The 24,263-nt window shown below is 32.6% G+C and carries 25 protein-coding genes; 1 reads left to right on the plus strand and 24 read right to left on the minus strand.

Going from position 1 to position 24,263, the window contains the following annotated elements; all coding sequences use genetic code 11:
* The first annotated feature begins 11 nt into the window (after positions 1–11).
* Positions 12–680, plus strand: coding sequence for a GntR family transcriptional regulator (locus THENA_RS06340; RefSeq protein WP_013756575.1), 669 nt, complete (start codon positions 12–14; stop codon positions 678–680).
* Here the strand turns inward: THENA_RS06340 and THENA_RS06345 are convergent.
* The 24 genes from THENA_RS06345 to THENA_RS09700 all read right to left on the minus strand — a co-directional run bounded on the left by THENA_RS06345 (position 677) and on the right by THENA_RS09700 (position 24,066).
* Positions 677–1,099 (minus strand): NUDIX hydrolase, encoded by a 423-nt coding sequence (locus tag THENA_RS06345; RefSeq protein WP_013756576.1) that lies wholly within the window; start codon positions 1,097–1,099, stop codon positions 677–679. The two genes, THENA_RS06340 and THENA_RS06345, sit on opposite strands and share 4 nt — an antisense overlap.
* 3 nt (positions 1,100–1,102) lie before the next feature.
* Positions 1,103–1,810 (minus strand): twin-arginine translocase subunit TatC, encoded by a 708-nt coding sequence (gene tatC, locus THENA_RS06350; RefSeq protein WP_013756577.1) that lies wholly within the window; start codon positions 1,808–1,810, stop codon positions 1,103–1,105.
* Positions 1,807–2,352 (minus strand): RNA 2',3'-cyclic phosphodiesterase, encoded by a 546-nt coding sequence (thpR, locus tag THENA_RS06355; protein WP_013756578.1) that lies wholly within the window; start codon positions 2,350–2,352, stop codon positions 1,807–1,809. The genes tatC and thpR overlap by 4 nt, the downstream gene beginning before the upstream one ends.
* Entirely contained in the window at positions 2,349–3,482 is a 1,134-nt protein-coding gene (locus THENA_RS06360) for a CinA family protein (RefSeq protein WP_013756579.1), read from the minus strand. Before THENA_RS06360 ends, thpR begins: the two co-directional genes overlap by 4 nt.
* Entirely contained in the window at positions 3,479–4,792 is a 1,314-nt protein-coding gene (gene rimO, locus THENA_RS06365; RefSeq protein WP_013756580.1) for a 30S ribosomal protein S12 methylthiotransferase RimO, read from the minus strand. Before rimO ends, THENA_RS06360 begins: the two co-directional genes overlap by 4 nt.
* Positions 4,789–5,514 (minus strand): helix-turn-helix domain-containing protein, encoded by a 726-nt coding sequence (locus tag THENA_RS06370; RefSeq protein WP_013756581.1) that lies wholly within the window; start codon positions 5,512–5,514, stop codon positions 4,789–4,791. Before THENA_RS06370 ends, rimO begins: the two co-directional genes overlap by 4 nt.
* 2 nt (positions 5,515–5,516) lie before the next feature.
* On the minus strand, positions 5,517–6,020 hold the full coding sequence (gene scpB / locus THENA_RS06375; RefSeq protein WP_013756582.1) for an SMC-Scp complex subunit ScpB: 504 nt from the start codon (positions 6,018–6,020) through the stop codon (positions 5,517–5,519).
* Entirely contained in the window at positions 6,007–6,567 is a 561-nt protein-coding gene (locus THENA_RS06380) for a chromosome segregation and condensation protein ScpA (protein ID WP_013756583.1), read from the minus strand. Before THENA_RS06380 ends, scpB begins: the two co-directional genes overlap by 14 nt.
* Position 6,568: 1 nt before the next feature.
* Positions 6,569–7,558, minus strand: coding sequence for a tryptophan--tRNA ligase (gene trpS, locus THENA_RS06385; protein ID WP_013756584.1), 990 nt, complete (start codon positions 7,556–7,558; stop codon positions 6,569–6,571).
* Between the two features lie 16 nt (positions 7,559–7,574).
* Positions 7,575–8,024, minus strand: coding sequence for an HD domain-containing protein (locus THENA_RS06390; protein WP_013756585.1), 450 nt, complete (start codon positions 8,022–8,024; stop codon positions 7,575–7,577).
* A gap of 2 nt (positions 8,025–8,026) precedes the next feature.
* Positions 8,027–8,626, minus strand: a complete 600-nt coding sequence (locus THENA_RS06395; protein WP_013756586.1) for a site-2 protease family protein — start codon at positions 8,624–8,626, stop codon at positions 8,027–8,029.
* Between the two features lie 8 nt (positions 8,627–8,634).
* Entirely contained in the window at positions 8,635–11,238 is a 2,604-nt protein-coding gene (locus THENA_RS06400) for a CBS domain-containing protein (RefSeq protein ID WP_013756587.1), read from the minus strand.
* The gene (locus THENA_RS06405; RefSeq protein ID WP_013756588.1) at positions 11,235–12,512 is read right to left on the minus strand and encodes a thymidine phosphorylase; all 1,278 of its coding nucleotides are present in this window, start codon (positions 12,510–12,512) and stop codon (positions 11,235–11,237) included. Before THENA_RS06405 ends, THENA_RS06400 begins: the two co-directional genes overlap by 4 nt.
* A complete protein-coding gene (locus THENA_RS06410; RefSeq protein ID WP_013756589.1) occupies positions 12,499–13,476 on the minus strand; it encodes a hypothetical protein in 978 nt (325 codons plus the stop codon). Before THENA_RS06410 ends, THENA_RS06405 begins: the two co-directional genes overlap by 14 nt.
* Positions 13,421–14,230, minus strand: coding sequence for a GTP-sensing pleiotropic transcriptional regulator CodY (codY, locus tag THENA_RS06415; RefSeq protein ID WP_052296064.1), 810 nt, complete (start codon positions 14,228–14,230; stop codon positions 13,421–13,423). Before codY ends, THENA_RS06410 begins: the two co-directional genes overlap by 56 nt.
* A gap of 87 nt (positions 14,231–14,317) precedes the next feature.
* Positions 14,318–15,073 (minus strand): 5'/3'-nucleotidase SurE, encoded by a 756-nt coding sequence (gene surE, locus THENA_RS06420; RefSeq protein WP_013756591.1) that lies wholly within the window; start codon positions 15,071–15,073, stop codon positions 14,318–14,320.
* Positions 15,067–15,930 (minus strand): GTPase Era, encoded by an 864-nt coding sequence (gene era / locus THENA_RS06425; protein ID WP_013756592.1) that lies wholly within the window; start codon positions 15,928–15,930, stop codon positions 15,067–15,069. The genes surE and era overlap by 7 nt, the downstream gene beginning before the upstream one ends.
* Complete coding sequence (locus tag THENA_RS06430; protein ID WP_013756593.1) at positions 15,931–17,295, minus strand: PFL family protein; 1,365 nt, start codon at positions 17,293–17,295, stop codon at positions 15,931–15,933.
* Positions 17,296–17,298: 3 nt separating this feature from the next.
* A complete protein-coding gene (locus tag THENA_RS06435) occupies positions 17,299–17,577 on the minus strand; it encodes an ACT domain-containing protein (protein ID WP_013756594.1) in 279 nt (92 codons plus the stop codon).
* Positions 17,577–18,515 carry a polyamine aminopropyltransferase gene (speE, locus tag THENA_RS06440; RefSeq protein ID WP_013756595.1) on the minus strand — a complete coding sequence of 313 codons (939 nt, stop codon included), beginning with the start codon at positions 18,513–18,515 and terminating at the stop codon, positions 17,577–17,579. The genes THENA_RS06435 and speE overlap by 1 nt, the downstream gene beginning before the upstream one ends.
* 128 nt (positions 18,516–18,643) lie before the next feature.
* Positions 18,644–20,530 (minus strand): acetate--CoA ligase, encoded by a 1,887-nt coding sequence (gene acs, locus THENA_RS06445; RefSeq protein WP_013756596.1) that lies wholly within the window; start codon positions 20,528–20,530, stop codon positions 18,644–18,646.
* 224 nt (positions 20,531–20,754) lie between these two features.
* The gene (locus THENA_RS06450) at positions 20,755–21,099 is read right to left on the minus strand and encodes a cupin domain-containing protein (protein ID WP_013756597.1); all 345 of its coding nucleotides are present in this window, start codon (positions 21,097–21,099) and stop codon (positions 20,755–20,757) included.
* 97 nt (positions 21,100–21,196) lie between these two features.
* Positions 21,197–22,300, minus strand: a complete 1,104-nt coding sequence (locus THENA_RS06455; RefSeq protein ID WP_013756598.1) for a hypothetical protein — start codon at positions 22,298–22,300, stop codon at positions 21,197–21,199.
* A 170-nt stretch (positions 22,301–22,470) separates the two neighbouring features.
* Complete coding sequence (locus THENA_RS09700; RefSeq protein WP_013756599.1) at positions 22,471–24,066, minus strand: alkaline phosphatase; 1,596 nt, start codon at positions 24,064–24,066, stop codon at positions 22,471–22,473.
* Positions 24,067–24,263: the final 197 nt, after the last annotated feature.

A 24,263-nucleotide genomic window follows, 5' to 3' on the forward strand; every position in this document is an offset into this window, starting at 1 on the left:
GACCAGTTAGTATGCCAAAGAGCTATAAAAGAAGAAAACATCTTCTTTCCGATGAAGCTTACGAAAAATTAAAAAAACATATATTTCTTGGAAAAATAAAAGTAGGAGAATTAGAAACAGAAAGAGGACTCGCTGAAAGATTTAATATGAGCAGAACTCCTATTAGAGAAGCTATTTTGAAATTAGAAAAAGAAGGACTGGTAACTGTAATTCCTAGAGAAGGCATATTAATTGGCAGTTTAAACAGGTTTGATTTGAAAGAAATTTTTGAAATAAGAAGACTTTTAGAAAGCTTCTCAGCAGAAAAATTAGCAAGAGTAAAGTCAGATATAGATTTTTCCAAACTTGAAAAAATAATAATTAATGCAAGAAAAAGAATATCCAAGAAAAATTATGTAGGTTTCGTAGATCTAGATAGAGAATTTCACAGCACTATTGCAGAACTAACCAAAAATAGATATGTAGTAAGATTTTTAGAAGATATCAGAGACGTTATGAACTTATCCGGAATAAAAGCTTTAACAAAATCATGGGACTACGAACAAGTTTTGCGAGAACATACGGAAATATTAGACGCTATGAAGAAAAAAGATCCATCTTCCGCAAAGAAAGCTATGGACAAACACTTGCTAAATACCTTTAAGGCTATGATCAGGATATTACCAAAAATAGAAGACTAAATCTTTTCAAGAGCGCTGTTCAATACATCTATTAAACCATCAGTCAAATTAAGCTTTAGTATCTCATTTTTTGAGAAAAAACACGCTTCCTGAGCATCGTCATTCGCCTTTAAAGATCCACCTTTAAGGCTTAATAAGAACAATAATATTACATAATGATAACCTATTTTATCTTCTTGAAGATCAATTTTTTCATAAACCGTCAGTAATTTAACAACTTCAACACTAAGAGATGTTTCTTCGAAAAATTCTCTTTTTATAGCGTCGTTTAACTTTTCACCCTTTTCTACGACCCCACCTGGCAAAGACCAACGTCCAATCGAGGGAGGGCTCTTTCTTTTTACCAGAAGTATCTTATTATCTCTTATCAATAGACCGCTAACAGCAAGAATAGGAAATGGATATTTTCTTCTATCCATAGTCTAAAATTTCATAGGCTTCAATTTTGATGAAATAAACATACCAATTTCAAAGAGTAGCATTAAAGGAATAAACATAATACCTTGTGAAAATAAATCAGGAGGACTAATAAAGCCTATAAACAAGAAGATTAAAATATAAAAAAACTTCCTTAATTTCTTTAATGTTGGATAAGAAACAATATTTAGCAATATCAATAAAGATAAAACTAGTGGCAATTGAAACATAAGTCCAAAAAAAACTATTGTTAAAAAATAAAAAGATATAAACTTTGCTATTGAAAGCTTAGCAACCGCATAACTCGTAGAATGGAAAATAAAAAAATTTAAAACAAATGGCAAAATTATTTTAGATGAAAAGAGTGTTCCTATAAAGAAAAGAATGACCATTACAGGCATCCATCTCTTTACAAATTTTTGTTCATTTTCATAAAGTCCAGGTGCAAGAAACCACCATATGCTATAAAAAATAATGGGCGACATAATTATAAATCCTAATATCATAGATAATTTCAAATCAGTAGTAAACATTTCAAGTGGTGAAAAATAAACGAGAGTACCTTTAGGAAGACTTGAACTAATGTAGGTCAAAACTTTGTCTTTAAAAAACCAAGCTATTATTATTCCAACAAACCACGAGCCTAAACCTATTATTAGAGTTTTCCTTAAATCGTTGAGATGTTCAATAAGGCTCATTTCTTTTTCGTTCATAGCTTAACCGAGAACACCTCCTTGTAGATAGGTCCATCAGGCATCAAAATACTCTGAAATAAACTAACCTTATCCATGATTGATTCAGTTCTACTCTTTCCTTTAAAATAAATCGGGAAAATGTCATCATCTAACAAGGCTTCTCTAAATCTAACTAATGTAAGATGAGGTTTAAACTCTCTTTTCTCCATTTCAAATCCTAAATTGCTCATACCTAGGTCAACATTTCTAAAAACTTCTTCAAATTTACTATCCTTTTCATATATTTTCAAATAAGCAAGCTTCGGGTTATGCCTTGATGGCATATATCCAATCTCATTTGAGAAAAAAAAGCTAAACCTTTTTACGTTATAGAGCGATTCCAAAAGTCTTTCTGAAATTAATTGAATATCTAATTTTGTTTCTCCTAAAAACTTAAAAGTAATGTGATAGTTTTTGGAGTCAACAATTTTATGTTTTTTAAACGCTTCACAATTCATTACGTTAAGATAAATATCTTTGGCATCTTTATTGTGAATCTTGTAAGCAATAAACAGTCTCACCTTTTGCTAATTACCTCCAAAAAGTTTGCCAAAGCAAAAGAAGATACTCTTTTTAAAATAAAGTTTCTACCTCCCTTAAAAGCCTTTTCAAAAGAGTAAGTTTTATCTCCAACTATTGATATATACGATTGGCCGACATTATCTCCCTCAGGCCCAGCATAACAAACTACTCCAATAGCCCAATCGCTATCAAAAAAATCTTTTGAAGCTTTAGCGATAGAGAGGGCTGCCTCAGGCGAAACTGTATTTCCAGAAAAGCCACACAATTTCTTTTTTGAATCAATACTATAAGTAACAATAGTTCCCAAATAAACACTACTAACCCCAGGTATTACAGCTAACCTTGATGAAAGCAGACCTCCAGTACAAGATTCTGCAACGCTTAAAGTCTGACCTTTCATTTTAAGAATTTTGCAAATCTCTGTTTCAAAATTTGACCGCGTCGTACCAGCATAGTAAAGGCAATCTTTAAAAATTTTCCTCAACCTTTTGTCCCAATATTTAGCTTTCTTCTCAGAGTCAGTTCTTAGAATAAGCAATACTTCACTATCTAAGCCTAATATAGTCAAAAAAACTTCATAGTCATTTAGTAATTCATCCGGCAGTTCTTTTTCAACAGATCTCTCAAATCTAAGAAGTAAGTGATAAAAATATACATACAAATTACTTATTTTTTCTAAAAACAACTTTTCCAAAATCTCATCAAGCAAATAATCAAATTCTGCAGGGACTCCAGGAAGAAGTATTATCTTCTTATCGTTAAAATCAACTATCATGCCCGGTGCTAAGCCAACTTTATTTGAAAAAACTTGTGCATCTGAAATCGTATAAGCCATCTTCTCTGGCAAATCAAGATTTTTTTTAAGAGGCAATTTTGTAAAATTAGACACAGCTTCTCTGGTAATATCGTCAAACGTATTTCCTAAACCACCAGATACAAAAATATAATCATAGTGTTCACAAAGATATTGAATTTGAGCCGATATTACAGCAAGATCATCTGGAACAATAATTATGGTTTCTATTTCATGCCCATATTTTTCAAGTTTTGAAGAAAGAATATTAGAGTTAGTTTCAGAAATTGCGCCAACAGTTAATTCAGAACCTATACATAAGAGAGCAACCTTCACTCTATTAACTCCCCTTCTAATTTGAAGCCTTTATTTTTTGTAATTAATATCCTGACAAAATCTCCAATTTCTACTTTTTCACTACCTCTAAACCTTATAAAGGAATCAATATCTGGTGCTTCCATAAAACTTCTGCCAACATTATACTTGTTAAGATCGTTTTCTACTAACACTTCAAAACTTTTTCCTACCAATGATTGACGCCATTTTAATGTAATATTTTGTTGAATACTTTGTATAATTTTTAGTCTATTTTTCTTTTCCACATACTTAACTTGATTATCCATAGAATAAGAAAGGGTATCTTCTTCCCTTGAATATGAGAAAAACCCGGCCCAATTAAGTTTGATTTTTTCTAAAAAATTAACTAACTTATCAAATTCCTTCTCATCTTCTCCAGGATGCCCTACAATAAAAGTAGATCTTATTACAGAGTCAGGAATATTTTCTCTAATACTATCTATCAGCCTCAGAAATTTTTCGCTATCAGGATTTCTTCTCATATATCTCAAAACTTTTTCGCTTGCATGTTGCATAGGGATATCAAAATAAGGTAATACTTTCCTAGATTCAGAAACAAATTTAATTATATCTTTATTTAACAAATCTGGATAAAGATACATTAGCCTTATCCATTTGATTTCTTCAATAGCTTCAAGTCCTTCTAACAATTTAAATAAAGAGTCCTTTCTATCCAAGCCATAATAAGTAACGTCTTGAGCAACAAGTATGATCTCTCTTTTCCCTTTTAGAGCAAGATCTTTAGCCTGTTCTAGCAAAAATTTTCTGTCATAGCTATAATATGGACCTCTTATTTTTGGGATAAGACAATAAGAACACTTTCTAGAACAACCATCAGCAATTTTAAGATATTCATATGGCCTTTCTATAAAAAATCTTCTATTTTCATTATCGTTACAAAATTCATTCTCAAAATTATTGTAAATCTCGTTTTTATCCAAATACTCAAATATTTCTTTACCAAAAGATTTTCCTGGTTCCAAAAAAGCATTAACTTCTGGAAAAAGTTCAATTAGTGATTCCTTATATAAAGAAACTAAACAGCCACCTACTATAATTTTGTATTTGAAATTTTTTTTATTTTCAATTAAATCTAATATAGTCGAAATTGCTTCCTGTTTTGCCTTTCTAATAAAAGAGCAAGTGTTTATAAGAACATAATCAGCCACGTTCAGATCAAAAGTTAAAAAACAATTATAAGTTTCAAATTTGCCCAATAAATACTGTAAATCCACCTCATTTTTTGGACAACCTAAAGAAACTGGCAATATATATCTAGTTTTAATCATTCGGTCAGTTCTACAACTTCTCCTACATTACCAGCTTTAACCCAACTTTTGCCGTCTTTTGAAATTTCGACCCCTCCTGCATTGCCTAGAGTTATATTAAGAATACCACTAGTTGTAAAAGTCTTTTCTTCTCCTGGATTAATAATACCTTCAAACAAAACCTTATCCTTATCTTTGACAAGTACCCAAGACTTTCCAATAAATTTCAAATAAATAGTCTTTTGGGAACTAATGACATTGTTAGCCTTCTCTATATTATTAGATTTTTCTTGGGTAACAGCATTATTTGGTACCTTATTTGCTACAAAGTTTCTCTTAGCAATCATTTGATGAACCAAATATATTGAAAGAGAAAAAATTGCAATAATTAAAATAAATACTACTATGTATTTAATAGATTTAATATTTCTTTCCTTTATTATTTTTTCTCTTTTTTCTTTTGAGATCGAAACAGTTTCTTGAGCAGCAATTTCTTTTTTCTCTTGAACAAACTCATCAAAGGACTTTAAAATTATATTTGGATCGACATCAAGCTCTCTAGCAACAGCTTTTAAATAACCTTTAGAAATAGGATAGGGTGGAAACTTTTCTTTTTTTCCCTCTTCAAACATTTTTAAATAGTAAGAAAATATCTTAGTTTGTTCAGCTAGCTCTTCAATGGACACGCCTTTTTGCTCTCTTATTTCTCTAAACAATTTTGGAAACTCAGAATTATTATTCATCTTTAGCTCCTCAAATTTAAATCTTCAATAGGCGGTAATTCGTCTAAAGAACTCAAGCCAAAAAAGTCAAAAAACTTTGTGCTTACCCCGAAAAGAGGTTGCTTGATGGGAGCATTGTTAAAAGATAGAATTTTAATGAAACCGTTTTCGAAAAGTTTCATCACCTGCTTTTCACTTCTTAAACCTCTTATTTTCGATACACCACTTGCACTTATTGGTTGGTTGTATGCAATTATAGCTAAAACCTCCAACATAGATTTTGATAATCTTTTATTGTCTTTCTCACTCAAAACAAACTCTTTAAACTCCGGTTTGATACCAAAAAAATATCCCTTTGAATTACTGTATATTTTAAAACTTCTGTCTTTATATTCATCATTTAACTGATTTATTAAATTTTTAACCTTTTCTGGTTCTATCCCCAAAGTTTTTGAAATATTCTCTAACTTAATAGGCTTTACATTTTGAAAAATAATTGCTTCAATAATATTCTTAAAGTCTTTCACTTTTGAAAATAATAAAATTTTTTTTCTGTTTTAACTCTATTATATTATTTTTGTAAAGTTCAAGGAATGCCAAAAAATATCCCACCCTATCTTCAAATTTTAGCAAAAATAGATCAAATTGGCTAAACCCCTTATTTATCAAAAACTTAACAGAATCAACAAAAAAGCTTAATGGGATATATTTTCTTACTTTGTAACCCTTTGATTTATCAATAAATCTAAGCATAGCCCTTTTCAAAATTTCAGGCTTATAAAAAATCTCATTTGAATTTTGTTTTCTTGGCACTGGACAAGAGGCTCTCATTGACGAAAGCCAGCCTGAAATCCAATTCCAGCAACTATCTTTAGTATTATTAAGTTTTAATAAGTCATTATTCGCTCTATCCTTTTCATAGAATATGTTATCCAATCCCTCAAAGATATTTCTAATCTCATTGATAATTTGGTATGGATTTTCAAAATTTTTTTCTTCTACAATTTGTCTAATTCTCTCCACTTGACACAGCAATTCATCTAAATATGAAACGTTAACACTATCAATTAGCATTTTATATTGGGTAATTTAATTTCATAGCTTCGTAAACTTCTCTAATTGTGTTTTTGCAATAACTAGATGCGCTGTTAGATCCTGACTTCAATATATCCCAAAGCATATCTTTATGTGATAAATAATAATTTCTTTGGCTTCTTATTGGTTCTAATATCTCATTTATTTTCTTTGCTAGCTGTTTCTTACAATCTACACAGCCAATCTGAGCCTTTTCGCATCTTTCTCTTACTTGAAAAAGTTCTGATTTAAACAAAACTCCATAATAAGAAAAAACATTACAAACGTCAGGATGCCCTGGATCAGTTTTTTTGATTCTTTCTGGGTCTGTAATCATCGAAGCTACTTTTTCGTTTACGCTCTTTTCATCATCTTTTAAGTATATAGCATTATTGTAAGATTTGCTCATCTTTCTGCCATCTACACCTAATAATTTTGGAAATTCAGCCAATAAGGCTTCTGGTTCAGGGAATATTTCCTTATAATGAAAGTTAAATCTTCTTGCAATTTCTCTTGTCATCTCAAGATGCGGAACTTGGTCTATACCAACAGGTACCTTTTTTGATTTATAAATCAATATATCAGCCGCCATCAAAACTGGATATCCAAGATGTCCATATGTAAGCTGTTCCTCAATGCCCAGTTCTCTTGCCTGTTCTTTTACTGTAGGGTTTCTCTCAAGCCACGAAACAGGAGTTAACATCGAAAGTACCATATGCAAATGAACGTGCTCAGGAACCAAAGACTGCAATATAATAGTAGACTTTTTTGGATCAATTCCACAAGATAACCATTCTGCAAGCATTTCTTCAATATAAGCCTTTAGATCAGCTGAATCTTGCCATTTCGTAGTCAAAGCATGCCAGTCCACAATACCAAAAAAACATTTATAATTTTCCTGCAAAATTTTCCAGTTCTCTAAAACTCCCAAATAATGACCTATGTGCAAACTTCCTGTAGGTCTCATACCACTAAAAATTGCTTCTTTCAAAATAAAACCTCCTCTTCTATCCTTCCAACTTTTTTAAAAACATTACATCTTCTGATTTAGTGTGATGCTTTCTGACCATATTTACTACTTCATCAGAAAATCCTTCCGTTTTTAATATATTTGAGCCTATCAAAGCGTGATCAAAATATGAACTGTCTTTTTTAAAAAAGGTAAAGCTTAAAGACTTAAAAACTCTTCTTATTAGAGAAGGTTTTTCAAATTTTTTTCCAATATCATGAAAAATTATAACTCTTTTTTGGGTATAAATTAATTCTTCATCATTAGTATCAGGCTTATAATCCTTTAACAAAAGAAGAGAATGAATCCTATCTTCTTTGGGCATAGAAAAAAACAAATTAATCTCTTTCTCGTTTAATTCCTCTAAGATAATATCGTAAGATGGTTCTTTGAAAATACAAAAAAGGGTATAAATAAATCTCCTTACATCAAGAAAGAACTTCTTCAAGTTTATGCAAAAACCATTAAATTAAATATAAATTGCACTATTGGTATCAAAATATTCGCTCCACCAAGCAAAAGAAAGATTATAAGCACAAATTGTCCATAATATTCATACATCTCAATCGTACGTCTTAACTCATATGGAAAAAACTTCCTAAAAACTGTATAACCGTCAAGAGGGGGTATTGGTATCAAATTGAAAACTCCCAAACTTATATTTAAGAAAATAAGTAACTGAAAAAAGGCTACAAGAGGATCGTAAACAGAAATAAATTGATAAAAAACAACTAAAATTCTAGCAGCAACTAAAGCCGTCCCAAAGTTAGCCAAAGAACCCGCTAAAGCAGTCATCTCTATTGCGCCCTTTTTCCTCGATAAAATAATATAATTAACAGGCACTGGTTTAGCCCAACCAAATTTAATAAGTAGTAAAGCTATAAAACCTAACGGATCAATATGAGCTAAAGGATTGAGTGTCAATCTCCCATTGGCTTTTGGCGTATAGTCACCATATTTATAAGCAGTATACGCATGAGCAAATTCATGAACAGTTAATGCTATGATTACAGCGGGTATAGCTAAAACCAACCCAACAATATCAAACATAGATCACCTCAACCCTTTTCAGATATAAATTTATTTACAAATTTTAATTCATCTTCATATGTACTAATATTGCCCAAAAACCTCTCTTTCTTTAAATTTCTAAGTATCTCGCCAATAAAAGCTGGTCTAATATCGCTCCTATTTGAAAGTTCTTCTCCTGTAATCAAAGGCTTGAAAACACCTCTATTTTTTTCAAACCATATAACATAGTCATTTAAAGGTTTTTCCTCTAAAATTTTTAAAAAGCAAATAATCTCAACAGGAATTCCCTCTAACGTTTCAAAAAGTTCAAAGTCTTTAAAAATATTTTGATTCCTTTTCCTCGAAAACTTTAATAAAAATTTCTTTAACTTTTCAATATACAAAACCTCTTTTTTTGTAAATTTCCACTTTCTCTTGAAAAATCTATCCTCAGACTTAAGTATATTATATATTATTGGTAAGATACATAAAAACCACCACTCCTTCAAATAGCTCCCAAAACCCTCAGATTTAAGACAAGCAAAATATTCTCTAAGTCTATCTAGACTAAAATTAAAAGACACTTTAGGATGGATCAGTTTAAAAACATTTAATTCTTTCATGCGCATTATAATTAAACCTGGGCAAGATCCATGTGAGAACATCAATTTTAATTCTTCCTTTAAGACATCAAAAGATATTACATTAAAAAGTTTTAATTCCATAGCATTTTTAATAAGTTCCTCGTCTGCTTTATCAATCTTAAATCCAAGTTGAAATTCAAATCTTATAGCTCTTATAATCCTGGTGGGATCTTCTACATAACTTAAAGGATGCAAAACTCTAATTCTTTTAAGTTTTATGTCCTCATATCCACCAAAAAAGTCGATCATTTTACCATAAGAATCGCTATTCAAAGAAATTGCAAGAGTATTGATAGAAAAATCCCTTCTATACATATCGTTATGTAAGTCTGAATACTCTATCAGTGGTTTTGCAGCAGGGCAACTATAAAATTCTGTTCTTGCAGAAGCAAAGTCAAATTTTATTTCTTTATTCTTTATGGTTGCTGTTCTAAACTTTTCATAAGAAAAAAATTCACCATTAATATATTTATTAACCTCCTGGGCAAGTTTTATCGCATCCCCTTCTACAACTATATCCATATCATTAGAGTGTATGTTCAACAGTAGATCTCTCACACACCCGCCTACTAAAAATGATTTCAAAGAAAGTTTATCAGAAACGTCAGAAACAATTTCTAAATAATCTCTTATCTTTTGATCCAATCTAATATTCAAATCCAAGATAACTCTTTTAGTTGAGAGTTCTTTAGTTTTTTTTATGTTTATACCATGCCAGACTCTTAAAATATCTGTTCTTGTTATAAGACCAACTAACTTATTTTTTTCATTTACTACAGGTAGTCTGCCTATTTCTTTTTCAATCATCAGCTTTTGTGCCTCATCGAGAGATGCATCTTGATTAATCGTAATTACGTTCCTCGACATTATCTTTTGTACTTCTATTTGTCCTAGTCTGTGCTGGGTAGCCTTATCAATGTCCTTTCTAGAGAGAACACCCACTATTTCATCACCCTTTAAAATTGGAACGCCAGAATGACCATACCTTAACAAAATCTTTCTAGCCTCTTCAACAGATGTTTCAGGAGAAAGTACCCTAACAGGAGAAGTCATCACATCTTTAACTCTTACTTTAGGCTTACATTCCTTTTGAATAGCGCTTCTAAGCCTATCTAAAAAGTCAGAAAAATCTTCTTTCAGCCTAAAAGTAGCAGCAGCAGCCTCATTATGTCCTCCACCACCAAAATTTTCCAGGACCTTTCTGACATTTAAATAATCACCCAATCCTCGTGCTATTAAGTGTATTGTGTCCTTTACTTTAAGGACTGCAAACACGTTTTCACATTCTATTAGATCCCTAAGTTTATGAACTACTAGAGCTGCATCTTCAACTTCTGTATCTAATTCAGCATACGTCAAAACGTATTCAACTCCATTATAAAAATCCTTTGAACTATTATCTAAAAAGAACTCAAGCAATTGTCTCTGATATGGGTTCATTCCAGATTCCAAAAATCTAGATACCACCATTAAGTTTGCACCATTTTTTATCAGATCTGCAACTGCACTTGCATCCCTATAAGTAGTAGAAGTATACAATAGTCTGCCTGTATCTTCATAAACGCCCAAAAGCATTAGAGTAGCTTCTATCTCAGAATATTTTATGCCTCTTTTTTTTATTTCTTCCCAAACCAGAGTTACAGATGAACCTACGCTAGTATCTGGATATCTCATAATTCTAAAATTAGGAGGAAAATATCCAAGAGTATGATGATCGAAAATATACACCTCTAATTCTTTATCTTTCGGCAATGATCCATAAAAGGATCCTATTCTTTGAGGACTTGATGTGTCTGCAAAAACCAAAAAATCTATTTCTTCGAAATTAACATCTTCAAACTTAACAAAAGGAAATATGTACTCGTATAAGTGTAAAAAAGCTTCAACCTGAAATTCAACTCTTTCAGGCATTACTACTTTTGCATTAAAGATCTTTTGCAACATAAAAGCCGAAGCAATTCCATCAAAATCTGAATTGTTGTGAGTAAAAATAAGCCCTTTTTTCATAAAATCTTTGAATCCAATATTAACTCTTTCTTTTCACAGACAAAGTCCTTAATATCTATATAACTAGCAAGGCTAATGTCTTTTATCTTGCTAATATCTCTTGCATAAATATTCGCCAGAACATCTTTTTTTTCAATCCTATCACCTATTGAAACATTAAAAACAATTCCTCCATCAACATTATCAGACAAATAATGACCTAACCAACCAATTTTCTTCACGTTCATGTTTTGAACATAACCAGTTTCAGCTGCTAGAACCTCAATCTTATCAAGGCCATTCAACAAATAATTAGGATTTTCAACGTATTTAGGATCGCCTCCCTGATTTTTTATCCATTCAATAGCCTTTTGAACAGTTTTACCTTCTTCAAAAAGTTTGTCATAAATTTTTTTAATTTTTTCTTCAGGTGTTAATCCAAAGTAAGCCTTGTATGAATTAGAAAATATATTAAATATTAGCTTGTCAAGAGGATATGGTTTTCTATTGTGTAAAAAACTTAATGCTTCCCAGAGTTCAAGCCTATTACCTACACATTTACCCAATGGTTGGCTCATGTCTGAGATAATATATGATACCTTTTTGTTAAATTTTCTCATCACGTCACAAATATTTTTTGCAAACTCCAAAGATTCAATATAACTCGAAAATAATGAACCATTACCTGACTTAATATCAAAAATTATAAAGTTAGAACCCATAGCTAACTTTTTGCTTGCTATGCTACTTAGAATTAATTGGCTTGATTCAACTGTGCCTGTATGATTTCTAATCTTATAAAAAACACCCTCTGCTGGAGCTATTTCTTTAGTTTGAGAAATTAACCCTATTCCAATTCGTTCAACCTGTCTAACAAAATCCGAAATTGACAAATTTACATTATAACCGGGGATCAGCTCTATTTTTTCTATTGTGCCACCAGTATGGCTAAGCCTTCTACCAGCCATTTTAGGAACAAGAAAACCATAAGCACAAAGTACTGGCAACAGTGCAATAGTAGTTTTGTCTCCGACGCCACCAGTGCTATGTTTATCTACACTCAAAGCCTCACCCCAGGACAGCACACTCCCAGAACTTGCAAGTGCCTGGGTTAGAAAAAGTGTCTCTTCATCATTCAGGCCATTTATAAAACAAGCCATAAGAAATGCAGCAATTTGAGAGTCATCAACAGTATTATCCTTTACAGATTTTATAAAGAAATTAATTTCTTCCCTGGACAAATTTTCTTTGTCCCTCTTTTTAAATAATATGTTTAAAACATTATTGATTTGCATTTACGTTTTTGTTACCTGGCAAAAATCCCCAAATTTGAGAATCGTTTTTCAAGCTTGCATAAAAAAGGGTATCCTTTTGAATTTCAACATCTCTTCCAGGAACAAAAAATCCGGTAATCAAACCCACAGGTCCAAGTATGATAAGTCCTGCAGTAGACACTCCTACAGTCAAGGGTAGACTCTTATTTTTTTCTATTGCTTCCTTAGAGATAACCAAAGGCCTATTAATTCCGTCAGCGCACGTTACAAATCTAAACTCAATCTGGAGTTTTCCATCTGAGCCAAGATAATGCTTTGCTCTTTCAGCTTCTACAATCCTTAATTCGCCGTAAGAACCTTTCGGTATAATTATCGCACCCTTTTCGGTGACGTTTTCGTCTACAGCTAAGGGTACTATATCTCCTGCTACACTATCTTTACTACTTATTGTTTTTAGAATCCTAAATCTTATAAGCTTACCTGCATCTACAGAAACGTTAACCTGATTTACCTTACCACCCAGTAAAGTATTATTTAGTCTGTTTAATCTGTCCATCAAGCTGTATGAGTCATATATAGTGCCATAAATTTTCTTTTCAAGGTTAGAAATTCTATCGAGGATAGGTCCAGAACTTACTTCTTTTGAATAAGCGTATTCAAGAGCATTCACGTCAAGGGCTATACCAGCTTTTTGATCTGTAGATTCAAAAACAGCATTATAAATTCTGTTTAACCTGTCGTCCAAAGAATCTGAATAATCCCTTTGCCCCCAAATTGTATATTCCAAATTAGAAATCCTATCAGTTAAGGATCCACTAGAAATAGAGCCATATAAAGCAACTTCTATTTGAGTTACTTTATCTGGCATATTTGTGCTTTGTGCAAAAGCAAAATTAACGTTAAAAATAAGTAAAATAAATGAAAGTAAGCTAAGATAACAAACTTTTTTTAAGTATTTCTCGAATGTGAGTATGCTTAACTCCACTGTTCAACTCCTCTCTAAGATAATTATTTACTACTTTTATATAGGTACCTCGCATCCCAAGCGAATGAACGTCTATAACTCCAGCGCTCTCGATTTTCTTAAGAGCATTAACTATAACCGATCTCGTAATGCCTGAATTTTTTGCAATTTTACTAGTTACGAGAACTCCTTCATTTTGATCTTTTAGTTCAGACATAACTGATTCTACAGCTTCTCTTTCAGATAAAGAAAGAGAAGCTAGCGCTACTTGAACTGTCGTCTTTTTCCTAACTTCTTCTTCCCTTTCCTTGCTTGAAAGCCTTATCTTTTCCATACCAATTACTGCAGATGCATGCTCAAGAATAATTATATCTTCTGTAGAAAATTCCTTTGCAAACCTTGAAGCAAGCAAAGTTCCTAATCTTTCAGTATGAGATACAACAGGTATCCACGTATAAAATTTATTACAATACATACACGAAACTCCATTAAGAAAGATGCAATCACTTCCCTTTTGTATTTGATTAATAACAGGTTCGGAAGATAAAAGCATCTTCGAGTTAAGATATTCGGGCATTCTATTTGCTTTAATAATAAGTTCATCTCTTGCCTGACATTCAAAACCTGGCAATATCGCATATCCAGACAAGCTTCCATTCTTACTAATTATATAAATTGAACTTTCAAGCATTTCTGATAAAAAGGCAGCAATAGTAAAAAAATCGATAGAAGTTGAAGTATTTAGAAAATATCCAAATTTTCTAATCTTAAACAAAAGCTCTTCCAGGACATTCACCCCCTTTTTTTATTTTTCAAACTATTCTTAATATTCTAGATAAATTGTATAACAATTTTAAAGATTTTAAAAGATGCCCATTTTCTTTATCCTTTCCAATAAAATTGAATTAGTAAGATCCCAATGAAGTGGCGTAATAGATACATAATTCTTTTTAATGGCACTTATATCAGAATCATGATCTGAAATAGTTTCATCTGGAATTCCATAAAGCCAGTAGTACTTTTCGCCTTTTGGATCTACTCTTGTTTCAATTAAGTTTTTATAGTTTCTTAATTGTAAAGAGACAAGTTTAAAACCCTTTATCTCATTTTCTAAACAGTCAGGAATGTTGACATTAAAGATAATCCCAGGTTCAAGAATCTTTTCAATTATGTTTATAAACTTTAAAGTCAAATTTGAAGAGTTTATATAGTCCTTTTTCCTCTCAAAGCTTACATGTGAGACAGCTATAGACGGAATGCCTAAAAAAGCTCCTTCCATAGCAGCAGCTACTGTTCCCGAATATAGAACGTCGGTTCCTAGATTTGCACCTCTGTTAATTCCAGAAATTAACAAATCTGGTTTCCTTGGTAAAAGTGCATACATAGCAAGTTTTACACAATCACTAGGAGTTCCATTTGTTTCCCATGCTCCTCTTGCACCATAAATTTCAACTTCTTTAGCCCTAAGAGGTTTGTGAAGAGTAAGCGAGTGACTAGCTGCAGATCTTTCTCTTTCTGGAGCTACCACATAAATTTCATGTCTTTTGGATAAAATTTTAGATAGATCCCTTATTCCATATGAACGAATTCCATCGTCATTTGTAAGTAGTATTACCATAAGCCAACCCTTCTTAAAAAAGAGTCTTTGTTCCGCCAATTTTTCTCTATGCTCACAAAAAGCTTTAATACACATTTTTTGCCAAAAATTTTTTCAATTTCCAATCTAGATTCTATTCCAATATTCTTAATCATAGAACCCTTATGCCCAATCAAAATCGGCTTGTGAGATTCTTTTTCTACAATAATATTGGCTTCAATGTAAATTAAATTCTGTTTTTCATTTATTTTCTCAATCAAAACGTATACGCCATGAGGAACTTCCTGTCTTACTAGGTTTAGCACCTTTTCTCTAATTATCTCTGAAACAAGCATCTCTTTTGACATATCAGTTCTCATGTCTTTTGGGTACCACATAGGTCCATCACTTAAGTCACTAATAATAGCATTTTTAAGATCGTTTATACCAATAAATTTTCTAGTAGAAGTATAAAAAAACCGATCATAAAAGCTCGTGATTGATTTATCAAAATTTAAATTTGAAACGTCAACCAGATCTATTTTATTTACAACCAAATATCTCGGTCTTTTATTGAATATCTTCTTTTGGATCTCAATATCAAAATCATCAAAAACTGTTGTTGGATTAACTACGTGTACTATAATCTCAAAAGAGTCAAGTGAATCAAAAATTTTCTTGTTCAACCTTTCATGAAGCAAATTTTTCACATTGTGAACTCCTGGAGAATCCACATAAATTATTTGATACTCTTCAGTACTTTCTATAAAAGAAGTCCTAAATCTTGTAGTTTGTGGTTTGTCTGAAACAATACCAATTTTTTCACCTAACAAACAATTTATTAGGGATGTTTTCCCGACATTTGTTTTGCCAACAAAAATTACAAATCCACTTTTCATCTAATTTCTCAAAGATGTTATTGGAGCTGGTATTATGCCACCACGCTCAATAAGCTTTGATTTTTTAGCATTCTTTATTGATAAAATAGGAGTATAGCCTAGTAAACCTCCGAAATAAGCCATATCATTTTCTTTTTTGCCTGGAACAGGAATAATTCTCACTCCAGTAGTCTTATTTGTGAAAACTCCTATAGAAAGCTCATCTAAAATTATAGAAGATATTGTGTCTACGCTAGTAGTCCCCGGAACAGCAATCATATCAAGACCAACAGAACAAACAGCGGTCATGGCTTCTAATTTTTCTATACACAAAGAACCCTTTTTAACAGCATCTATCATTCCCAGATCTTCGCTTACAGGTATAAATGCTCCACTTAAGCCTCCCACTCTTGAAGATGCCATAGCACCTCCCTTTTTAACAGCATCTGTTAACATAGCAAGGGCACCTGTTGTACCGGGAAATCCTACAATAGGCACTCCAATAGCTTCCAAAACCTTTGCTACGCTATCATTTTCTCTTGGAGTAGGAGCAAGAGAGAGATCAACAGATCCAAATCTAATGTTTAAAATCTTAGCAGTCTTTTTTCCCACCAATTCTCCTAATCTCGTTATTTTAAAGGATGCCCTTTTGATATGTTCTGCTAATTCCAAAAGATCAGAATTCTCATTTCTTTTTACAACGCTTTCAATCACACCAGGACCTGAAATCCCAACATTTATAGAATGATTGATTTCTCCTATACCATGGAAAGCCCCCGCCATAAAAGGATTATCGTTTACAGCATTTGCAAAAACTACAAATTTAGTACAACCAACACCATCTCTTTCGCTTGTTGCCAATGAAGTCTCTTTAAGCATTATAGAAACCTCTTTAATTGATGACACGTTAATACCATATTTACTGTTTCCAGCTTCACATGAAGCACAAATTCTTTCAGTAGATGATAAGATCTTTGGAAGAGCTGAAAAAAGAACCTTATCTTGAGGTGACATGCCCTTAGTTATAAAAGCTGAAAAACCACCCAAAAAATCAATATTTATTTCCTTCAGAGCTTGATCCATCTCTTTTGCTAATTCGACGTAAAATTCAGGCTCACTTCTAGGAAGGGCAACTGTAATCGGAGTTATACTAATTCTTTTATTTACAATACTGACCCCTAGTTCTTCCTCTACTTCTTTTGCTGCAGAAACAAATTTTTTACCCAAATCAGATAAAAAATTACATATTTGACTAGTAGATTTTAAATTTAACTCCGGGTTTAGCAAACTTATCCCCAAAGTCAACGTTCTAATATCAAGCATTTGATCATATAGCATTTCCGAAGTTTCTAAAATTTCATCTATACTTAAATTTGAATTAAACATTACTTATATCCTATGCATAGAATAAAATAAGTCTTCATGGTGCAGATCAATTCTTACATCGATCTGTCTTGAAACGTTTTCAAGCTCTCTTCTCAAATCTGACATAGAAATTTCAGATTTTGACATATCTACCAACATTGTCATAGTAAAAATTTTAGTATCAAGAACCTTTTGGGTTATATCTTCAATGTTTATGTTATTTTCATATAAAACTTTCGCAATATTATAAACAATACCGACTTTATCTTCACCCAGAACCAATATTACTGCTCTTTTTTTCATTAAATTAAACTCCTAATCAACTTTTTTGGTAGCGGCGAAGAATCGCTTAAAATAATTTTCTTCTCCTTTAAATGATTCCTAAGGTATTTCGGCAAAGAAAAGCAGTGTACATGTGTCTCTTTATCGTAAAATCTCGTCTCAACATTTCTATCAAGTAAGATTTTATCAATTTTATCAAGATCGTCAAAAGGACTAAAATAATCCGATGCCCAAACAAAACCCCATGTTTCATCAAAAGATTGTACATGAGCGCTATATGAATTCACAATTTTAAAAACTTCACTAGCAGTATGATTTACTGCTATATGGGCATTATCGAAAAAAGGAGTAATTGAAGCAGCTTGATAGATTAAAATGCCCTTTTCTGAAAGTCTTTTTTTTAAAACGCTCATAAATTCCTTTGTAAACAAAAATTTTGCAGGGCTATCGTCTAATGGATCAGTTAAGTCTACTATTATTACGTCATAGTGTATACCACTATCCAGTTCAAGAATATACTTCTTTGCATCTTGTATTATCAGATTCGTTCTTTGATCCTCAAAGGAATCGCTGCACCATTCTTGTAAGTATTTTTTGCTAATATCAACTACGAGATCGTCTAGCTCAATCATGTCAACCCTCTTAACACAAGGGTGTTTTAAAACTTCCCTTAAGGTAGCTCCTTCTCCACCTCCAAGTATTGCCACTTTCTTTGGTTCAGGATGCACAACCATAGCAGGATGGACAAGCGCTTCATGATAAATAAATTCATCGATCTGAGCACTTTGTATTTTGTCATCTAAAATTAAAATCTTGCCAAATATGGGGTTTTTTACTATAAAAACCTTCTGAAACTTTGACTTACCAGAAAACAATACATCTTCAACGCACAAAGTATGAAAATCATTTTCTACAATTCTATTTATGGCAAAAAGAGGACATTTTTCGCTTATATTCAAAAACCACCTCTCAAAATTTTTTTAAATTATAATACAACTCCAATTAAAAATCAAAAAACTAAAAAAGAAAAAGAAAAGAAAGCCTTTTAGACTTTCTTTTCTATAAAACGATTAAATATTTTTTAAATTTATTCCTCTAACGTAGACAGATCTCCAACTGGTTGACCTAACTCTTGAGCACGTAGAACTCTTCTCATAATCTTGCCCGATCTTGTTTTGGGCAACGATTCCACAAATTGAATCTCTGCTGGCTTTGCAATAGGACCTAATTCATGTCCTACGTGATTTTTCAATTCTTGAGCAAGCTTCTCTGAGGGTTCATAACCAAACTTTAATATAACAAAAACTTTTATAATATTACCTTTCAATGGGTCAGGTTTTCCTATAGCTGCAGCTTCAGCTACAGCAGGATGGGAAACCAAAGCACTTTCTATTTCTGCAGTACCTAACCTGTATCCCGCAACCTTTATTACGTCGTCTACCCTACCAATAATCCATATGTAGCCATCTTCGTCTTTTTTAGCTGAGTCTCCAGCAAAATAAACTCCAGGAAATCTGCTCCAATATTGTTGCTTATATCTTTCCGGATCTTTGTAAACTGTTTGGAGCATGGCAGGCCATGGAGTTTTAATGACAAGAAAGCCTTCTTCGCCCGGTTTCACGCTTTCCCCTTCTTCATCTACTACGTCTACTACAATACCAGGAAATGGTTTAGATGCTGATCCAGGCTTTAACGGAGTGCAAGGCAAAGGAGTAATAATATGCATTCCGGTCTCAGTTTGCCACCAAGTATCCATTATTGGACACCTTTCCTGACCTATTATTTTGTAAAACCAAAGCCATGCTTCAGGATTTATTGGCTCTCCTACACTACCTAATATTCTCAAAGTAGATAGATCTCTTCTATTTACCCATGAAGAGCCATATCTCATGAGGCTCCTGATAGCAGTAGGAGCAGTATAAAAAATAGTTACGTTATGTCTTTCTACTATAGACCACCATCTATCAGGCAGCGGGTAAGTTGGTGCACCTTCATACATTACAGTTGTAGCTCCGTTGAGAAGAGGACCATATACTACATAGCTGTGCCCCGTAACCCATCCTGAATCAGCAGTGCACCAATGTGTATCCTCTTCTTTCATATCAAAAACCCACTTGGTAGTTATATACGTCCCTACCATATATCCACCGTGTGAATGAACTACCCCTTTTGGCTTTCCTGTAGTTCCTGATGTATACAGTATAAACAAAGGATCGGTAGCATCCATTTCTTCTGCATCACATTTTGGAGAAGCAATGGGCAAAGCCATTAATTCATGGTACCACAAATCCCTTCCAGGAGTCATGTCCACATCAGCACCAGTCCTCTTAACCACAATTACAGAGATTATGCTCGGACATTTAGAAACTGCTTCATCGACAATATTTTTTAGCGGCACTACTTTCCCGTTATAAAATCCTCCATCAGCAGTAACTACTATCTTAGATTCCGCATCGTTGATTCTATCTCTCAAAGCCTCAACGCTAAAACCAGCATAAACTAGAGTATGAATAGCACCAATTTTCGCAGCAGCAAGCATTGCAATCATCTGTTCTGGAATCCTGGGCAAATATATGCTTACCCTGTCTCCCTTTTGAACTCCCATAGCCTTTAAGACGTTAGCAAACCTATTTACTTCTCTCTGCAATTGAAGATAAGTGTAAGTTCTTACTTCGGCATTTTCTCCTTCCCATATGAGAGCCAATTTGTTCCTTCTCCAGGTGTTTACATGTCTGTCAAGCGCGTTATAGGCAATATTGGTTTTACCACCTACAAACCATCTTGCAAATGGATACTCCCATTCCAAAACTTTGTCCCAGGGCTTAAACCAACTCAATTCTGAGGCAATTACAGACCAAAACGATTCAGGATGTTCTGCCGCATACTGATAAATCTCATCATAGTTTTTTACATGTAATTTGGATTTTAACTCCTCAGAAGGATAAAAAAACTCCCCATTGTGATTTGTGGACATCTTTCTCCTCCTTTTAAATTGTTAGAATTGTTTGAATATTGTAACAATATTATTTTCACTTTGTCAAACGATGGAATTTTTTCTGTGATACAAATTTTTAAGAAATATCTAATTTAAGTATGCATTAACTTAAATAAGGAGGGGCCACAAAAGAAGTTAATAATACAAATAATCAACCTATGTTGTTAACTTAGAATATTGTAATTTCAATAATTTTTTAAAATCTATAATTTATTAAGCCAAAAGCTAAAATCTCTGCCAGGAACAAAAATATCAAGGCCTATTGAAGGTTCATCTAATACGTTTACAACAGTGTGTATTTCGTTTGGTTCTATATAAACGCAATCATTTTCCGATAGTACAACTTCGCCATCCTGGTTTTTTACAGACATTTTACCCTTTAACACAACTAAAATTTGAGCGCTAGGATGAAAGTGTTCTGGAGAAGAATGATGTGGAGGCTTTACAAAATGTTCTATTGATATGGATTCTTCGTTGCAAAGACTTGTGCGCTTCCAATCCTTTTGAGGTTCGTAGCTTTGTGCCGAACTAAAAAAAATAGGTTTCATTATTTACACCTCCTTTTAACAAAAATTTGTATCTAAAAGCAATTTCACTTAATTAGATTGTACTACAAGTGCTAAAAATTAGATATATTAATTGAAGTCAAACAGACACAATATTAGTAATAAGTTTTTTTATATTATCTTTGCCGCTTTTAACATAATTAAAATAAAATCCCATTTGACCAATTTCACTAAATAAATAATTTCTTAAAATATTAAATTCTTTGCCTTTTGGTTCAATGTTATAAGTAGAAACAGCAACTTCACTAAGATGTTTAATAGAAGACTTGGCTGCAAATACTGTTAAAACATAGTCATGATCCCCAAGATGAGTAATAAACCATTCTGGATAAAATGGTTTAGGAAGAGTAAAATTACCATCATTATCATAATCCAAAAAACCATTCTTAACAGGATCTATACCTGCAAGAATTGATCCAGCAAGAATCCATGTAGCCACTAACTTTTCTCCTTCATGACTACCAGGATGCTCATGAGCGCAAGCCTGTGCAATTACAACTTTAGGCTCAAAACCTCTCTTTATAGCTTCAGCAATACTATAGATATGGTGTTCACCAGTCTTACAGAATTGAAGTTCTGGCCTGGAAGAACCTTCATCTAACCATTGAAAAACCCAGGGCTTTTCAAGATCGTGAAGAACTTGTGCAGCTATAACTACATCGTTATCTAGTCCTTCCTTAAAGCACCATTCATAATTCTTTATGATCCCTTTTGCATTGCCCAAATTTTCAGCAACATGAACCACAAGACCACCAGGATAAGAATGATGAGATTCATACCCACTTCCAGGAGAAGCTAAAGAGGAATACTCTTTAATTGGCTTAGGAAAATCCCAGGTTTTTTCTACAAATCCTCTGTCTATAATTAAATTTTTAATTTTTTCTAATTCGCTTGAGTTGTAGTCATAGTAAAAAGTTGGTACAGGATTTAACCATGCCTGTTTTAGCTTGTTTTTCAATTCTAAATCTTTAACTTTATCAATAAGTTCTAAATTAAAATTCCAGCATTTTTGAACTAAATTTGAATTTTTAGCCATTTCTTCTGGAGTCATCGTCAAACAATCTTTAAAGCTAATACTTTTTGTAGAAGCAAAGCTCTCATCTTGGGGCCATATTAAATCCTTTGTCACAAAGGTCGAAGCCCCTAAGATTGCAATTAATTTAAAAAAATCTCTTCTGTCCATGTGTAACCCCTCTTTCTTAAATTTTTTAGCAATAAAATTATCAAAAAATTAAATAAATATGACATTCTTTAATAAATTTAATAGTTCAAAAAACTAAGCCAGCAAAAACTTCGCTGGCTTAGTTATAGAAAATTAAAGTTAAGATATAGGCTTAACACCTAATTTTCAATTTATACAACGTGTAGTTTTAAACTTCTTGCCATTTTTTCATATGAGTATTCTTTATAGTATGCTTGCAAATAAGACCTTGCTTCTTCTTTTGACATTGTAGGGTTTTTATAGCTTTTGATGTTCAAAAAAGACAACATAACGTTATAAAGTTCAGTATTCTCAATCCTTCTTGATGGCAAGAGTTCTCTAGAGCGATAACCATAAGCCATCACAACCTGATCCTCACCAGTGTGAGTTGTTGAAACAAAATAAATATTACCCCTACGAAGCAAGGCTTTTCCTTTTTGATCTCCATCTTCTGATACCTGATATGCACATTTTGCAAGCACAGCCCCAAGAGCACACGATTCGTAAGCACGATATAGATAATTTCCAGTAACACCGTTATATTCAGGACTTCTTGAATCTATAATCATTTGTGCTTCATCTGGATCTATATAAAAACCTGTATAATATTCAACTATATCTTGAACTTCTTTAGGACTTTTATTGTCAATTTTCTTAGCAATGTAAGGTATGCTTGCTTTTACCTGCTTATACTTTAAAAATGCCTCAGTAGAGTCATTATAATCTGCTCCAGTTCCAAATACGTTAAAACCGCCTGTTCCATGATCACTTGTTACAATAACAAGTGTTTTTGGATTATTTTTAATATATTGATCAACAACATCTAAAACTTGATCAAGCTCTGCTGTATCCATCATAGCCCCATATGCGTCATTTGCATGATTCGCATGATCAATTCTACCAGCTTCAATCTGTAAAACAAAGCCCTTTTTTGATTGTTGAAGCTTCTTGAGAGCAACTGCGCTCATAAGAGCAAGAGAAGGTTGACTGTCAAGATTTTTATCATTTAGTCTATCAAGGTAATAATCAATGTGTGATTTGTTGAAAAGTCCTAAAATTGTCTTACTATAGTCTATATTTTTTAATTGATCTTTTGTGGTAAATATTTGATATCCTTCTTTTTTGAAATCAGACAAAGTGTCGCTCTTCAACTTTGGATTTACCTCTTTGCTAAAGTATTTTAAACCACCACCCATAAGCACATCAGGTTTCAAAACTAGAGCATCCAAAGCAATATTAGCCTCATCGTCTCTATCTTTGTTGTGAGAATACCATGCAGCTGGAGTAGCATGAGTAACACGCGTTGTAGTAACAAATCCAACCTCATAACCATTTTCTTTTGCAAGTTCCCCTATTGTTCTAAGCACTTGACCATTCGGTAAAACGCTTAGAAAATGGTTTGCACCCTTCGATCCTGTCGCCCACGCAGCACTGGCAGGCGCAGAGTCGGTAACTACGCTTGTTAGTGATTCCGTACCCATATAGGTGATTGTATTATCTGGATCTCCAAACTTTTTATAAAAAGTAGTAGTTTTTCCCACGTTGCTTCTTAAACTGTTTAGAGCTGTCAAAGTTGATATAGGCATGCCATCACCAACAATAAAAACTATTCCAGGTTTATCAGTTTTTTCAAATTTTATTGTCTCTCCTACTTGGTCGATCTGATTAGCATAAACTGATGGATTAATTAAAAGCGTAGCAAGCGTAGCACCAAAAACCTTAATTGCTTCTCTACGGCTAATTTCCATAAAATTTCCCTCCTAAAATTTTTAAAAATTTTGACTAAAAAATTAGAAATTAACTTGATCCTTAAAATTAATATTATGGTCATATCTTTGATATATAGTTTATTAATTACATGTTAAAAAGATGTTATTATTAAGTTAATTTAAAGTTAAAGTCACAATTAAAAGATTTAAAAAATCTATTGAGCATCAAAAGGATA

Origin of the sequence: Thermodesulfobium narugense DSM 14796, assembly GCF_000212395.1 — a bacterium.
Classification (GTDB): Bacteria; Thermodesulfobiota; Thermodesulfobiia; order Thermodesulfobiales; family Thermodesulfobiaceae; genus Thermodesulfobium; species Thermodesulfobium narugense.

Coding starts and splice junctions, on each gene's coding strand:
- tatC (WP_013756577.1), bottom strand. CDS start 1,810: ATGAACGAAAAAGAAATGAGCCTTATTGAACATCTCAACGATTTAAGG.
- acs (WP_013756596.1), bottom strand. CDS start 20,530: ATGTCCACAAATCACAATGGGGAGTTTTTTTATCCTTCTGAGGAGTTA.
- era (WP_013756592.1), bottom strand. CDS start 15,930: ATGAAAAGTGGATTTGTAATTTTTGTTGGCAAAACAAATGTCGGGAAA.
- THENA_RS06380 (WP_013756583.1), bottom strand. CDS start 6,567: ATGCTAATTGATAGTGTTAACGTTTCATATTTAGATGAATTGCTGTGT.
- THENA_RS06400 (WP_013756587.1), bottom strand. CDS start 11,238: ATGAAAAAAGGGCTTATTTTTACTCACAACAATTCAGATTTTGATGGA.
- THENA_RS06345 (WP_013756576.1), bottom strand. CDS start 1,099: ATGGATAGAAGAAAATATCCATTTCCTATTCTTGCTGTTAGCGGTCTA.
- THENA_RS06435 (WP_013756594.1), bottom strand. CDS start 17,577: ATGAAAAAAAGAGCAGTAATATTGGTTCTGGGTGAAGATAAAGTCGGT.
- THENA_RS06430 (WP_013756593.1), bottom strand. CDS start 17,295: ATGTTTAATTCAAATTTAAGTATAGATGAAATTTTAGAAACTTCGGAA.
- rimO (WP_013756580.1), bottom strand. CDS start 4,792: ATGATTAAAACTAGATATATATTGCCAGTTTCTTTAGGTTGTCCAAAA.
- THENA_RS06405 (WP_013756588.1), bottom strand. CDS start 12,512: ATGCAAATCAATAATGTTTTAAACATATTATTTAAAAAGAGGGACAAA.
- THENA_RS06395 (WP_013756586.1), bottom strand. CDS start 8,626: ATGTTTGATATTGTTGGGTTGGTTTTAGCTATACCCGCTGTAATCATA.
- THENA_RS09700 (WP_013756599.1), bottom strand. CDS start 24,066: ATGGAAATTAGCCGTAGAGAAGCAATTAAGGTTTTTGGTGCTACGCTT.
- surE (WP_013756591.1), bottom strand. CDS start 15,073: ATGGTAATACTACTTACAAATGACGATGGAATTCGTTCATATGGAATA.
- THENA_RS06370 (WP_013756581.1), bottom strand. CDS start 5,514: ATGAATAATAATTCTGAGTTTCCAAAATTGTTTAGAGAAATAAGAGAG.
- THENA_RS06450 (WP_013756597.1), bottom strand. CDS start 21,099: ATGAAACCTATTTTTTTTAGTTCGGCACAAAGCTACGAACCTCAAAAG.
- THENA_RS06455 (WP_013756598.1), bottom strand. CDS start 22,300: ATGGACAGAAGAGATTTTTTTAAATTAATTGCAATCTTAGGGGCTTCG.
- THENA_RS06340 (WP_013756575.1), top strand. CDS start 12: ATGCCAAAGAGCTATAAAAGAAGAAAACATCTTCTTTCCGATGAAGCT.